Source organism: Nocardioides sp. (genome assembly GCF_050699375.1).
GTDB lineage: Bacteria > Actinomycetota > Actinomycetes > Propionibacteriales > Nocardioidaceae > Nocardioides.
The window spans coordinates 1-13693 of sequence record NZ_JBOHDN010000092.1; the positions used below are offsets into that span (position 1 = coordinate 1).

At 68.9% G+C, this 13693-nt stretch carries 15 protein-coding genes; 9 read left to right on the forward strand and 6 right to left on the reverse strand.

Going from position 1 to position 13693, the window contains the following annotated elements; all coding sequences use genetic code 11:
• From ACRDPS_RS06390 to ACRDPS_RS06400, 3 genes are all read left to right on the forward strand, one after another.
• Nucleotides 1-488 (forward strand): hypothetical protein (locus ACRDPS_RS06390; protein WP_431500788.1); only part of this gene is annotated, 488 nt, incomplete at its 5' end.
• Nucleotides 489-633: 145 nt separating this feature from the next.
• The gene (locus ACRDPS_RS06395) at nt 634-807 is read left to right on the forward strand and encodes a DUF3117 domain-containing protein (RefSeq protein WP_008358749.1); all 174 of its coding nucleotides are present in this window, start codon (nt 634-636) and stop codon (nt 805-807) included.
• Nucleotides 808-2331: a leucyl aminopeptidase family protein gene (locus tag ACRDPS_RS06400; RefSeq protein ID WP_431500789.1), complete on the forward strand. Its 1524-nt coding sequence runs from the start codon at nt 808-810 to the stop codon at nt 2329-2331.
• 9 nt (nt 2332-2340) lie between these two features.
• On the opposite strand, the gene ACRDPS_RS06405 is transcribed toward ACRDPS_RS06400, so the two are convergent.
• Nucleotides 2341-2976 (reverse strand): O-methyltransferase, encoded by a 636-nt coding sequence (locus ACRDPS_RS06405; protein WP_431500790.1) that lies wholly within the window; start codon nt 2974-2976, stop codon nt 2341-2343.
• Nucleotides 2977-3151: 175 nt separating this feature from the next.
• On the opposite strand from ACRDPS_RS06405, the gene sigE reads away from it, so the two are divergent.
• The 3 genes from sigE (at nt 3152) to ACRDPS_RS06420 (ending at nt 5799) form a co-directional block, all read left to right on the forward strand.
• Complete coding sequence (gene sigE, locus ACRDPS_RS06410) at nt 3152-3751, forward strand: RNA polymerase sigma factor SigE (protein WP_431500801.1); 600 nt, start codon at nt 3152-3154, stop codon at nt 3749-3751.
• Between the two features lie 76 nt (nt 3752-3827).
• A complete protein-coding gene (locus tag ACRDPS_RS06415; protein WP_431500791.1) occupies nt 3828-4313 on the forward strand; it encodes a hypothetical protein in 486 nt (161 codons plus the stop codon).
• An 82-nt stretch (nt 4314-4395) separates the two neighbouring features.
• Nucleotides 4396-5799 (forward strand): S1C family serine protease, encoded by a 1404-nt coding sequence (locus ACRDPS_RS06420; RefSeq protein ID WP_431500792.1) that lies wholly within the window; start codon nt 4396-4398, stop codon nt 5797-5799.
• Nucleotides 5800-5896: 97 nt separating this feature from the next.
• On the opposite strand, the gene ACRDPS_RS06425 is transcribed toward ACRDPS_RS06420, so the two are convergent.
• From ACRDPS_RS06425 to ACRDPS_RS06435, 3 genes are all read right to left on the reverse strand, one after another.
• The gene (locus ACRDPS_RS06425) at nt 5897-6160 is read right to left on the reverse strand and encodes a helix-turn-helix domain-containing protein (protein ID WP_431500793.1); all 264 of its coding nucleotides are present in this window, start codon (nt 6158-6160) and stop codon (nt 5897-5899) included.
• 123 nt (nt 6161-6283) lie between these two features.
• Nucleotides 6284-7627, reverse strand: coding sequence for a hypothetical protein (locus ACRDPS_RS06430; protein WP_431500794.1), 1344 nt, complete (start codon nt 7625-7627; stop codon nt 6284-6286).
• Nucleotides 7624-7998 (reverse strand): hypothetical protein, encoded by a 375-nt coding sequence (locus ACRDPS_RS06435; RefSeq protein WP_431500795.1) that lies wholly within the window; start codon nt 7996-7998, stop codon nt 7624-7626. The genes ACRDPS_RS06430 and ACRDPS_RS06435 overlap by 4 nt, the downstream gene beginning before the upstream one ends.
• A 141-nt stretch (nt 7999-8139) precedes the next feature.
• Between ACRDPS_RS06435 and ACRDPS_RS06440 the strand changes: the two genes are divergently transcribed.
• Together ACRDPS_RS06440 and ACRDPS_RS06445 are read left to right on the forward strand one after the other, a co-directional pair.
• Nucleotides 8140-9594, forward strand: coding sequence for a wax ester/triacylglycerol synthase family O-acyltransferase (locus tag ACRDPS_RS06440; RefSeq protein ID WP_431500796.1), 1455 nt, complete (start codon nt 8140-8142; stop codon nt 9592-9594).
• A 16-nt stretch (nt 9595-9610) separates the two neighbouring features.
• Complete coding sequence (locus ACRDPS_RS06445; RefSeq protein ID WP_431500797.1) at nt 9611-9979, forward strand: DUF6912 family protein; 369 nt, start codon at nt 9611-9613, stop codon at nt 9977-9979.
• A gap of 1 nt (nt 9980) precedes the next feature.
• Here the strand turns inward: ACRDPS_RS06445 and ACRDPS_RS06450 are convergent, their stop codons facing one another.
• Both ACRDPS_RS06450 and ACRDPS_RS06455 read right to left on the reverse strand, forming a co-directional pair.
• Nucleotides 9981-10457: a DUF2505 domain-containing protein gene (locus tag ACRDPS_RS06450; RefSeq protein ID WP_431500798.1), complete on the reverse strand. Its 477-nt coding sequence runs from the start codon at nt 10455-10457 to the stop codon at nt 9981-9983.
• Nucleotides 10458-10503: 46 nt separating this feature from the next.
• Nucleotides 10504-10974: a DUF2505 domain-containing protein gene (locus ACRDPS_RS06455; RefSeq protein ID WP_431500799.1), complete on the reverse strand. Its 471-nt coding sequence runs from the start codon at nt 10972-10974 to the stop codon at nt 10504-10506.
• 263 nt (nt 10975-11237) lie between these two features.
• Between ACRDPS_RS06455 and ACRDPS_RS06460 the strand changes: the two genes are divergently transcribed.
• Nucleotides 11238-13693, forward strand: a 2456-nt coding sequence (locus tag ACRDPS_RS06460) for an NAD-glutamate dehydrogenase domain-containing protein (protein WP_431500800.1), incomplete at its 3' end; no start/stop codon positions are given.

Consider the following 13693-nt stretch of genomic DNA (forward strand, 5'->3'; position numbering starts at 1 on the left):
GCGCACCTCCGCCAGCACCTGCGCCCCCGGCACCACCTCCGCCGGCACCCGCGCCGCCGGCACCCGCGCCGCGCCAGCAGCCCGGCCGGCGAGCGGAGCAGCAGCCCGAGGCGTACGACCCCTACTCCCTGGAGTCCTACGGCCCGCGTCCCGACAGCTCGCGCGACCAGGCACAGGCACCCGTACCGGAACAGTCACGTCATCGAGAGCCTGACCAGGGCTTCTACGACGAGCAGGCCTACGCCGGATACGAGCAGGGCTACGACGACGCGTACGCCCAGGGATACGGCTACGACCAGGCGTACGAGGGCGGATATGACGACCGCCATGACGACGCCTACGACCGGTCCGTCGGTGGCCGGAGGTCTGCTGCCCGGGCCCGCGACGGTGAGTTCTTCGAGACCTCCGGGGCAGCGATCATGGTGCACATCACGTTGGTGATCCTCGCGATCTGGTTGACCTGGGCGTACGGAACCTCGGTCATCTGAGAGCTCGAACGCAGGTCAACCCGCCGAAACTCCCACCTTGCCGACAGGTCTGCGGACCTGATGAGGGATAATGGACGCGCAATGCGCGCTCCGAGGCCATCCGGCAGGTGAGCGCCGACACGCGAGACACGGAAGAAGGTGCCGCATGGCGGCGATGAAGCCGCGGACGGGAGACGGTCCGCTGGAGGTCACCAAGGAAGGTCGGGGCATCGTGATGCGCGTCCCGCTCGAGGGTGGTGGCCGGTTGGTCGTCGAACTGAACGCCGAGGAGGCCGCCGCGCTCGGCGAAGAGATCAAAGGTCTTGGGCTGAACGCGTAGATGACCAAAACGCTGCCGCCCCAGGCTCTTCCGTCGCAGGTCGGGCCGCCCGCCTTCTCGCTGAGCCCGGACAGTCCGGAGAGTCTCGATCCCGAGATCATCGCGCTGCCCGTCATCCCGGGGGACGAAGCGCTGATCATCGGTCCAGGAGCTGTCGACCTCGGCGACCGCTACGACCTTCTCGGTCACCTCGAGTTCGAAGGTGCCACCGGCGGTGCCGGTGAGCTGACCACGTACGCCGTCAGCGGCCCTGGCTCCCTGCGACAGATCCTCCTCGTCGGTGTCGGCGCGCAGCGGGGCGACGACTTCCGGCGCGCGGGCGCAGCGGTCGCTCGCGCGGTGCGTGATCGATCAGGCGTGGTGACGACCGTCCCGGCGGCCGATCCCGAGGTGGCGCTGGAGCCCTTCGTGGCAGGAGCGACGCTCGGGTCCTTCCTCTTCCACTGGCGTTCGGAGGGCGCACCGTGGACGCCGGTGGAGACCATCACCCTCGCCGAGCTCGGTGCCGAGCACACAGAGGCTCTGGGCCGGGCTCAGTCGATCGCGCGCGCCGGCTGGCGCGCGAGGTTCTACGCCTCGGTCCCGAGCAATCTCAAGAACCCCGCCTGGCTCGCCGACCAGGCCGTCGAGCTGGCCGAGGCCAGCGGCCTGAAGGCCACCGTCTGGGACGAGAAGCAGCTCGCGGCGGACGGCTTCGGTGGCATCGTCGCGGTCGGGCAGGGGTCGGCTACGCCGCCCCGGCTGATCCGCCTCGACTACAGCCCCCGCAAGGCCGGCCGGAAGGTGCCCACAGTGGTGCTGGTCGGCAAGGGCATCACCTTCGACACCGGCGGGCTCAACATCAAGCCCGGCGACGGCATGGTCAACATGAAGCGCGACATGACCGGCGGCGCGGTGGTGCTCGCGGTGATGTCGGCGCTGGCCGAGATCGGCTGCCCGGTCAAGGTGGTCGGCCTCATCGCCGCCGCCGAGAACGCCATCTCCGGCTCCGCGCTGCGCCCCGGCGACGTGGTGACCCACTACGGCGGGCGCACCTCCGAGGTCACCAACACCGATGCCGAGGGTCGCCTCGTGCTCGGTGACGCGATGGCGTACGCGGCCGACAAGCTCAAGCCCGCGGCGATGGTCGACATCGCCACGCTGACCGGCGCGATGCGAGTCGCGCTCGGGCAGACGATGGCCGGCTACTTCGCCGACGACGACGCACTCGCCGAGCTGCTGGCCGAGGCATCGGACGTCTCCGGCGAGACCTTGTGGCGGATGCCGCTGACCGCGGACTACGAGGAGAAGCTCGCCTCGAAGGTCGCCGACGCCGACAACGCCCCCGGTGGCCCTGGCGCCATCACCGCGGCGCTGTTCCTCCACCACTTCACCGGCGGGATCCCGTGGGCCCACCTCGATGTCGGCTGCGGCGACGCCTACGCCGACGTCCACGAGCTCACCCCCGGTCCCACCGGCTTCGGTGCCCGGGTGCTGCTCACCTGGCTGGCGGGTCAGGACCCGCTGGCCGGCGTCGGCGGCTGAGGAGCCGGGCTAGGCCTTACGCGCCAGCAGGAGGCCGTCGCCGACCGGCAGGAGCAACGGGATCAGGTCGTCGTTGTCGATGACCTGCTGGTTGAGCTCGCGGATGGTGGCGGTCTCCTCGTCGCGTACGGAGGGGTCGGCCACGCGGTCGTGCCACAGGGCGTTGTCGAAGGCGACGACGCCGCCGGGACGGAGCAGACGCAGCGCTTCCTTGAGATAGGCGGCGTACTCGGTCTTGTCACCGTCGACGAAGACCAGGTCGTAGTGGTTGTCGGTGAGCCGGGGGAGGACGTCCAGCGCGGCGCCGGCGATGGTGCGGGCGCGCTGTTGCAGGAAGCCGGCCTCGGTGAAGCTCTGGCGAGCCAGCCGCTGGTGCTCGGTCTCGATGTCGACGGTGGTCAGGACTCCGTCGGGGCGCATGCCGCGCAGCAGCCACAGCCCGGAGACACCCGTGCCGGTGCCGACCTCGACGACGTTCTTGGCGTCGAGGACGGAGGCGAGGAAGCGCAGCGCGGCGCCGCCACCGGGGCCGATGGGTGCGACGCCGACCTCCTCGGCCCGTGAACGGGCGGCTGCGAGGAGGTCGTCCTCCGCGACGTACTCGTCGGCGTAGGTCCAACTGGCGGTGGAGACAGGGCTGGTCACACCGCAAAACCTAACCTGTTTCGCGCAACGGTGCGGGAACGCCTGATGCAACTTGTGCGTTGTAAGGGCACAGGAAGAGGAAAAATAGGAGCCTCACAGGCAACTCTCAGCCCTTCCGGGTCCAGGCGATCTACCGTAGGAGATGTCAGCGATCAGCGAGGCAGACAGGCGCACCATGACCGTGGATCCCACGAGCGAGACCCCGACTGCAGAGTCGGGCGTTCCGACGTGGGACCAGATCGTGGAGAACCACTCAGACCGGGTCTACCGGCTCGCTTACCGCCTCACCGGCAACCGCCACGACGCCGAGGACCTCACCCAAGAGGTCTTCGTACGCGTCTTCCGCTCTCTCGACACCTACAGCCCCGGCACCTTCGAGGGCTGGCTGCACCGGATCACCACCAACCTCTTCCTCGACCAGGCCCGCCGCAAGCAGCGGATCCGCTTCGATGCCCTCTCCGACGAGCGCGCCTCGCGCTTGAAGAGCAGCGGTCCGACGCCGGACGTGGCCTACACCGACCAGCGCTTCGATGACGACATCGAGCGCGCGCTGGCCACGCTGCCCCCCGACTTCCGGGCCGCGGTCGTGCTCTGTGACGTGGAGGGGCTCTCCTACGAGGAGATCTCCGAGATCCTCGGTGCCAAGCTCGGCACCGTCCGCTCGCGTATCCACCGCGGCCGGGCGATGCTCCGTGACGCTCTCGCTCACCGCGCCCCGCGCGGCGGACGCGTGCGCCACTCCGGGCCCAAGGTGTTGTGGGGCGGGGCTTCATGAGAGAGCACCAGCGAGCGACCATGAGCCTCGGGCCGGCGGGTCCGTATTCTTGGCCCTCCTCAACGGAGGCGCCGGCATGAGTCTGCTGGGCAACCACCTCGGTGCGCGTACGAGCGCCCTTCTCGACGGACAGCTCCCCGCTGCGGAGGAGGAGCGCGCCTGGGCACACGTGCACGGGTGCTGCGCCTGTCGCCGCCAGGTCGAGCGTGAGGGCTGGCTCAAGAGCCGTCTGGCCGGGCTCGGCGTCGATCCCGGGGTCTGCGCGCCCGCCGATCTGAAGGGCTCGCTCCGCGGTGGCGTCATGGCCGCCTCGATGCGATGGCCCGAGCCTGCCGAAGGATGGCCGTCCGCCGACGACCTCGGTGAGGACGGCGCCGACCCACGGTCGATGCGACGTACGTTGGTGATGGTCGCGGCTGGTGGCGGTGCTGTCGGCGCGGCCGTGTTCGGCATGTTCGCCTTCGCCGCCGCTCCCGCCGACGCGCCAGGTCCCAGGAACGTCCCTGTCACCGCGGTCACCCAGGTTCCGGGTGCGCCGATAGTCGCTCACGTACGCCGCTGAACCAGGCCATGACTGGCCGCGGAGCGGCACTACACGAGACCCGGGCTGCGCATTGTTGGGCCGAGTGGGAAGAATGGGTCGTGTGACGCCGGAACCACAAGACGACCAGTCGAAGCCGATCTCCCGCTGGGCCCCGCCGAGCGGGACCACGGCCGAGCAGTCGTCTGCTGACGACTTCGCCATCGATGCCACCGACGAAGGGCCCGACACGGCCGAGATCCCACTGCCGGGCATGCCACGACCCGCGGTCGCGCCGGCTCCGGCAGGCTCGGCCAACGACCCGCTGCCGCCCTCGGCGCAGCCAATGCCGGGAGCGTCCCTACCGGGCTTCGACGGCCCTCCGCCATCGCCCACCTCGCCGGCCGGGGCCGACGAGAAACGCCGTCGCATCCCAGGTCCGATCTGGGCGCTCGCGGCGGCTGTCGCATTCCTGATCGGTGTCTTGGGGGGCTACGCCGGTGGCGTGCTCGAGGACCAGGACGACATGTCGAGCCTGGCCGGCGGCGGGCTCGAGCCGGGCTCGATCGAGACCGACGCGCCGCTGGAGGCCGACGATGCCAGCATCGTGAAGGTCGCCGCGACGCTGCTGCCCTCGACCGTCCAGATCTTCGCCGAGTATCAAGGAGTCGAGGATGCCGCGACCGGTTCCGGGTTCGTCTTCGACAAGTCGGGCCACGTGGTGACCAACAACCACGTGGTCGCCGACGCGGCCAAGGCCAAGGGAACCATCGAGATCGTCGACCACAAGGGCCGCCGCTACGACGCGAAGGTGATCGGGCGAAGCGCGGTCTACGATCTCGCGGTGCTCGACGTGCCGGAGGTCAAGAAGCTCGAGCCGGCCTCGCTCGGCAACACCTCGCGACTGCGGATCGGTGAGGGTGTCGTTGCCATCGGCTCACCCCTGGGGCTGACCTCCACGGTCACCTCGGGCATCGTCAGCGCGCTCCAGCGCCCGGTCTCGACCGGGCAGACCGAGGACGACACCTCCTACATCAACGCGGTCCAGACCGACGCGGCGATCAACCCCGGCAACTCCGGCGGTCCTCTGGTCAACCTCGTGGGCCAGGTCATCGGGGTCAACTCGGCCATCGCGACCGCCGGCGGCGGTGAGGGTGGCGAGGGCGGCAGCATCGGGGTCGGATTCGCGATCCCGATCGACCAGGTCAAGGTGACCGCCGCCCAGATCCTGAAGACCGGCAAGGCGACCTACCCGATCGTGGGAGCCTCGGTGGACGTCCAGGCCCGCGACCACAACGGTGCGCTGATCTCGGTCGTCGACTCCGGTTCGCCGGCGGCGTCCGGTGGCCTCAAGGACGGCGACCGGGTCACCAAGGTGGGAGGCGTCACCGTCACCGACGGGATCGGCATGATCGTGGCGATCCGTGCCCACCAGCCGGGGGAGACCATCGAGTTCACCGTGATGCGCAACGGCGCCCGCCACGAGCTCAAGATCAAGCTGGAGGCGCAGACCGAGAATCTCGCCTGACCGGGCAAAGACGCGAAGAGCTGCTGGGCGCAATGCCTGGCAGCTCTTCGCGTTGTTGTGGGGAAGGTTCAGTTGTGGGGGGTGAGGTTGCTCTGACTCAAGAAGCGTCCGGCGTGGCGGCAGGGGCTGGATTGCTCTCCGCCTCGACGAACGGGTGGTCGGCCACGAAGGCCTTGGTCTGCGAGTACATGTCACCGATGAAGTTCTCGAGGACACTGGCCTCAACGCGCCACTGGCCGCGCCCGCCGATCTTGATGGCGGGGAGCTCACCACGGCGGACAAGGGCATAGACCTGTGCGCTCGAGGTGTTGAGCACCTCGGCGACGTCAGCAAGAGTCAGGAAGCGGGGGGTACCAGACATAAGTATCAGTCTCTCAGACTCAGCAACCGGCCGTAAACCACGGCGCCAACCTGTTAGTCCACCTTAGGCAGCGGTGCGCCACTTTGTGGATGCCTGGTGGGTGAACCGTGAAGCAGAGGTGCGCTATACCGCGAAGAGCAGATACAACCCGCCAACAGTGAAGCCGACCATGGTGACCAGAAGCGGTGCCTGCCCCGTGACCAGATGCTGCTTGGGAAGGACCTGCAGCGCCCGGATGTGGGCCGACCAGACTCCGAGCACGTGCCCGACGATCACGGCGGCCACCTTGATCACCGCCAGCAGCGTGGCGTGGAAGGCGAAGAAGTAGGAGACCGGCATATCGGCGGTTCCGAACCAGTCGCCCCCGTTTCCGAACGGGTCCGAGGCGTTGCGTAGCGTCGCCAGCCCGCTCTCCCAGAAGTAGCTGAGGTAGTGGGCCACGACGTATCCGACGATGATCGGCACGATCGACGGCGCGAGCTCGGCCGGCAGGGCCCGGCGGGGCACGTCACCGACACCGGTCAGCATGGTCCCGGCGCAGTAGAACCCGGCCACGAGCAGCGGGAGGGCGATGAGCGCCAGGTTGCTGATCAGGTAGGCCGTGCCGCCCGAGATCGAGGGACTCTGCACCAGCTGGAGCCACGGCGGCGACTCCCGGTAGGAGTCGTAGACGATGGTGCCGAAGAGCACCGAGACGACCGCGACCAGACCCGGGGCGGGGCGCAACGTGTCGAGGTTGCCGAGCGGGGTTCGCAGGACGAGGTTGCCGGCCTGCGTACGCCCCCACACCGATAGGCGTGCGGTCAGGGACGAGTAGACCTCGAACGGGTCGCAGCGCTCCAGGAACTCTTCGCCGAAGAGCACCCCGCCGAGGAACATCACCGCCAGGTAGACAGCCAGCCAGAGGCGTACGGGGCCGAGGTAGTTGTTCTCGGGGTAGACCAGCTCGAGCCACGCGAAGGCGAGCAGGGTGAACGCCGCCGGCCAGTAGCCAAGCCGCTCGGGCAGCCGGAACATCGGGTCGCCGGTGCCGCGCAGCCAGGTGATACCGGCCACGAGCGTGCGGGCCGGGCTGATCGCCTTCCAGACCGGTCCGAAGAGCAGCGAGAACGGCACGAGGCCGACCCACAGCCAGACGTACGTCATCCCGAAGATGGGGTTGTTGGCGTTGTCCGCGCCGGCGAATGCGACGAGCACGAAGTAGGCGAAGATCAGCAGCCCGACGACGCGCCACAGCGCGGTCCAGCCGGGGGAGTCGACGATGCGGCCGAGCCGCGGCAAGGGCCAGCCTCGAGGGTTGCGAACCTGTGGGCTCCGAGTGTCCACGACCTTGCCCGCGGCGGCGCGCTTCGTCGTGAGCACCAGGATCCCGAAGGAGACGACCAGGGCGAGGACAGCGCCCGCGATGACGTACTCGAGCGGCAGCGGGAGGTCCTGACGACCACCCACCCCGTGGGTGAGGATCACTTGACTTCGAGGGTGACGATGGTCTTGCCGAGGGTGTGCGACTCCACCTCGTACTGACCAGGAATCTCGAACGCGCCCAGGCTGATCCGGGTGGTGCCGACGCCGTAGGCCGCGGACTGCTCCGGGTCGGAGTGGACGTGGATCTCGCCGGCGGCATCGGCGGTCACGTCCAGCTCGACGCTGTGTCCGACGGGGACATCGATCTGGTTGCCGTGCGGATCGACCGAGCTGCCGGAGAAGTTGATCTCGACGACCACCGGGTCGCTGTCCTTGCTGGGATCGGTGGCGACGTCGTTTCCGCAGGCGGTCGCGATGGACGCGATCCCGCAGATTGCTGCCACGACCGCGATGAATCGGGCCGTGAGGCGCATTTCTCCCCCGTTTCATGGGTTACGTTCGGGCTGGTTCCTCGGACTACTCGCCTCGGACGGGTGAATTCCGCGGTCCGGCCCAAGGCTCTGCCACAATCGCATACGAACCAAAGAGGGGGCTGAGAGGCGTGAGCGAGCGATATGAGTGATCGGCTGGGGTCACGTGAGGTGGCGTTCCTGGACGGCGAGACGTTGTCGGTGCCGCACCAGGTGGCGAGCGTCGAGCTGATCCAGCCGAAGCCGGAGGGCTTCGACTACGGCGCCTTCCTCGAGCACGTCGAGGACCGGCTGGCCTTCGTGCCGCGCTACCGGCAGCGCGTACGCGTCGTGCCCGGCCGCATCGCCTACCCGGTGTGGGCCGACGACGACCGTTTCGACCTCACCTACCACGTACGCCGCTCCGCGCTGCCCCGTCCGGGCTCGATGGATCAGCTGCTCGACCTGGCCGGCCGGATCGTCTCGCGGCCTCTGGACCGCTCGCGGCCGCTGTGGGAGCTGTATGTGATCGAGGGGCTCGCCGGTGACCGGGTGGCTCTGATCACCAAGACCCACCAGGCGCTGGTGGACGGCGCCGAGACCGTCGACCTGGTCCAGCTGCTGCTCGACGACAAGCCAGAGGTGGGGCCGGTCGTGCCCGACCTGTGGGAGCCACCGGAGGCCGAGTCGGGCGCGCGCCTGGTCGCAGGTGCCGTCTTCGAGGCGGCCACCTCGATCAGCGGTCTGACCGACACCGCCCGCAGCCTGGGCGGCTATGCCCTGGGGCGGGTCACCGGTGTCGCCAAGGACATTCAGAACGCCGGCGCCGGAATCGCCCAGGCCCTGACCCGCCGAGCCCCGGTGCGGCCGACGCCGCTCAGCGGAGCGCTCTCCCAACAGCGCCTGGTGGTCACGCTCCAGGCCGATCTGGCCGACTTCCGCCGCATCCGCGACACCCACGGAGGCACCGTCAACGACGTCATCCTCGCCGTCGTCACCGGTGGTCTTCGAGCCTGGCTGATGACTCGCCAGGAGTCCCTCGCCGGCGTACGTCAGGTGCCGGCACTGGTGCCGGTCTCGGTGATCGACGAGGAGCTCGACCCGACGCAGCTCGGGTCCGCGGTGGCACCGCACTTCGTGGTGCTCCCGGTCGCGGAGGCGTCCCCGGTGGTCCGGCTCCACCAGGTCTCCTACTCCTTCGAGCAGCACAAGGAGACCGCCCGAACGGTCAGCGCGCAGCGGCTGGCCGGGATCAGCGGTTTCGCCCCGGCGACCTTCCACATCGTCGGCTCCCGAGTGGCCGCGGAGAGCGAGCACGACTACCTGCTCTCGGTGTGCAACGTGCCGGGCCCGCAGGAGCCCCGCTACGCGGCCGGATCGCGCCTGGTGGCGAGCTATCCGATCCACCCGCTGGCCGAGGGACACACGCTCGCGATCGGGGTGACCTCCTACGACGGCCAGGTCTTCTTCGCCATCACCGCCGACCGCGACCTGGTCCCCGACGTGTCCCTGCTCGGTCAGTGCCTGAGCGAGGCCATCGACGAGCTGCTCGACACCGTCTCGGGCCGCCGGTTCCGGGCACCCAGAGGGTTGCGGGTGGTCAAGAACTCCGGCGAGTGAGGCAGAATCATGACTCGTGACCCGCATCTACGTACCCGCCACGCTGGAGCTGCTCGCTGACTGGTACGCCAAGGGCGAGCTGCCCAACACCGCCGACGGCTATGCGGCGCCCGATGACAGCGAAGAGGCGGAGTACGCCGCGCTGATGAGCGCCGCCGACGACTCGGCGGCTCTCCTGGCCGGTCCCGGGCGCAGGGTCGTGGTCGTCGTCGACGCTCCCGACAAGATCGCCCACCACCTGGAGACCCAGGTGGTGCCGCTCAAGCTCGTCGCCGCCGTTCACGCAGACCTGGCCGACCGGCCCGCCGACGCCGATCCCGACGAGGACCTGGGCTGGTTCGCGACCCAGGAGATCCCGCACCTCATCGGCTCAGACATGCCCTAGCTCAGCGAGACAGGTACGCCGCGCCGACCGCCTGCTCGAGGTCGAAGGCCTTGAGCATCAGCTCCTCGACGTACTGCTCGAGCTTGGCGCCCACCATCGGCACGGGCACCTTGATGCTGAGTCGTACGCTCTCGGTCGTGCGTCCGTCGGACTCCGAGAGCGAGATGTTGCCGCGCAGGGTGGCCAGTCCGCCCGGGATGGTGATGTCGACGACCGCGACGGTGTCGGTGGACCAGACCTCGTTGTGGCGGACGGCGAGGTCGCCGGTGATGATGGGCTTCGCGAAGGAGGGTACGCCGACGGTCGACTGCACCCGGTCGATCTGGACCTCTCGCGGTGCACCGCCGATCGTCACCCGACGCCGGAGCGCCCCCTGGGCGTCGGCGACCTTCTCCCGGAAGCCCGGATCAGCGAGCATCGCGGTCACCTCACCCATGCGGGCGTCGTAGACGAGCTCGTGCTGAAGGGTCGTCGTCATTGCCGAGTCCTTTGGGGATCTGCTGCGGGTTGGGGCGGGATGAGGGTCAGCCGGCGAGCCAGCGGGTGCCGACCTCGTGCTCCTTCTCGAGCGCCTTCTTGAAGATCGAGCAGATGAGATCCTCGAGCTTTCCGCTGATCAGGGGCACATTCACGGTAGCGGCCAAGTCGACCGTCTCGATAGTCCGGCCGCCGTTCTCGACCAGGCGCGCGGTGCCGGAGAGTGACCCCGGCTTGCCCGGAAGGGTGAGCTTGAGGTCCCCGGAGGTGAAGTCGGCCGACCAGATCTCGTCCTGGTGCACCTCGATGGCGTCGCCGACGAACTTCTTCGCGAAGCCCGGCACGCCGCTCACCTTCTGCTCGTAGCGGATGCTCACCGTCGACCCGGTGATGGCCACGCTCTTGGACAGCGCGTGCTGGGCGTCGCAGACCCGCTCGCGGAACGCCGCGTCGGCGAGCATCCCGGTGACGGCTGAGATCGGGGCGTCGTAGGCCAGGTCGATCGACAGCTCTTTCACGCGACCACCGCCGCTGCGCGAGCGCCAGAGTACGGACGCGGTCGCGTGATGTCTCGATGGTTCACTCGCTGGCGCTCGTTCATGACTACACATCATGACGCCTCTGCGGGCCAGAGTCATCAGCGAAGCCGCCGAGACAACCGACACATTCTATGAGTATGCGAATCTCGGCGGGTCGAGGCGGCCGCGACCTATGGCTCACATCGGCGATTCCTTCGGATTCAGATGCCTATCCAGGGGCCTGCCGGGATACCGTGAGAGGTGTGTCAACGGAGACGCATATCAAACCTGTCCAAGCCCCGCAGAAGGCCCTGCAGAACGACCCGCAGCAGCACCTGCCGAGCACCACCTATTTTCGCAACGTAGCTCCCGAGGAGCTCACCGGTCGCAGCGAGGCAGATCTCGCCGGCGCGGTGGGATCGCATCTAGCGCTGGCTTCGAGCCGCCCGCAGGGCACCGCCGCAGTCCGCATCCTCACCCCGACCACAGCCAACGACGGCTGGTCGGCCGGAGGCCGTAGCGTCGTCGAGATCGTCGTCGACGACATGCCCTACCTCGTGGACTCGGTCAAGACCGAGCTCTACCGCCGCGGCCTCGACGTCCATCTCGTCGTCCACCCCGTCATCGACGTGGCTCGTGACGTGACCGGTTCGCTCGAGGGGGTGAACGAAGGCGACATCCGCGAGTCCTGGATGCACATCGAGATCGACCGCCTCGCCCCCGATGCCGCCAAGGAGATCGTCACCGGCCTGGAGGGCGTTCTCGAGGACGTACGTGAGGTCGTCGAGGACGAGCCGAGGCTGCACCGCCGGCTGGCGGAGATCGCGGCCGGCCTGCGCTACACCCCGCCCAACAGCGTGCCGCGCGAGGAGGCTGCCGAGGCCGCCGAGCTGCTGGCGTGGCTGGCCGAGGACCATTTCCTGCTGACCGGCTACCGCGAGTACCGCCTCGACGGCGACTACCTGCGCGGCCTGTCCGGCACCGGGCTGGGCATCCTGCGCGCCGACCCGCCGCAGGCACCCGACCACGGCAAGATGCCGCCGAAGGTCGCCGCTCTCGCCCGGGACAAGGCGATGCTCGTCCTGGCGAAGGCCAACTCTCGCTCGACCGTCGGCGAGCCCGCCTACCTCGACCACGTCGGCATCAAGATGTTCAACGCCGCCGGCGAGGTCATCGGCGAGCACCGCTTCCTCGGCCTCTTCACGACGAAGGCCGCGCGGGAGTCGGTGACGAAGATCCCGGTCGTCCGTGGCAAGGTCACCGCGGTCCTCGACCACACCGGCTACGACAGCCGCAGCCACACCGGCAAGGCGATGCTCGACGCGATGGAGACCTACCCGCGCGAGGAGCTCTTCCATGCCTCTTCCGAGGAGCTGATGGCACTCGCGGAGGCCGCGCTGGGAGCGATCGAGCGACGCATCCTGCGGGTGGCGGTCCGGCCCGACACGTACGGCCGCTATGTCTCGGTGCTGGTCTCGCTGCCGCGCGACCGTTACAACACGACGGTCCGTGAGCGGTTCTCGAAGGTGCTGCTCGACGCGCTCGGCGGGACCGACCTCGAGTTCACCGTACGCATCAGCGAGTCGACCACGGCGCGGGTGCACTTCGTGGTGCACGGCACCACCAAGTCGCTGGGGAAGGCCCTGGACACGCCGGGGCTGGTCGACAGCCTCGAGTCGCGGCTACGTCAGGCCGCTCGCAGCTGGCGCGACGACCTGGTCAGCGCGGTCATCGCCCAGGCGGGTGAGGACGGCGCGGCTCGGCTGGGGCATCTGCTCGACGCGTTCCCAGAGGCCTACAAGGAGGACTTCGACGCCGCGACCGGTGCCGTCGACCTGGCTCGTCTCGAGCTGCTCTCGCACCAGGGGGACGCGGTCGACTTCTCGTTCTACAAGGACCCGGAGAGCGCCGGCGGCTTCCGGATCAAGATCTACCGCACCGGCGGACCGCTCTCGCTCTCGCTGATGCTCCCGATCCTGTCCTCCTTCGGGGTCGAGGTCACCGACGAGCGTCCCTATGACCTCGACGGTCTCGGCAGCACGGGTGTCCAGGAGGAGTGGTTCATCTACGACTTCGGGCTCGCGTACGCGGATACGCCTGTCGGCACCGACGACCAGCTGGTCGCCGCACTGCACCAGGCATGGTCCGGACGCAGCGAGGTCGACGGCCTCAACGCCCTCGTCCTGGCGGGCGGCCTCGACCACGGCCAGGTGACGGTGCTGCGTGCCTACGGCCGCTACCTGCGTCAGGCGGGCACCCCGAGCTCGTTCCTGTCGATCGGCAACGCGCTGTGCGCCAACCCTCGCATCGCGCGGCAGATCGTGGAGCTCTTCGAGACTCGGTTCGACCCGTCTCTCGCGGGCCGTGACGAGGAGAAGAGGGCCGAGGCGATCATCGAGGCCCTCGATGACGTGGTGAGCCTGGACCAGGACCGGATCCTGCGCAGCTATGTCACCCACATCCTCGCCACGACACGCACCAACCACTATCGCGGGCGCAGCTTCGTCGCGTTCAAGTTCGACCCGCAGCAGCTGCCCGACCTGCCGCTGCCCCGGCCGGCGTACGAGATCTTCGTCTACTCACCCGACGTCGAGGGCGTGCACCTGCGCTTCGACGCCGTGGCGCGTGGTGGGCTGCGCTGGAGCGACCGGCGCGACGACTTCCGCACCGAGGTGCTCGGGCTGGCCAAGGCGCAGCAGGTCAAGAACACCGTGATCGT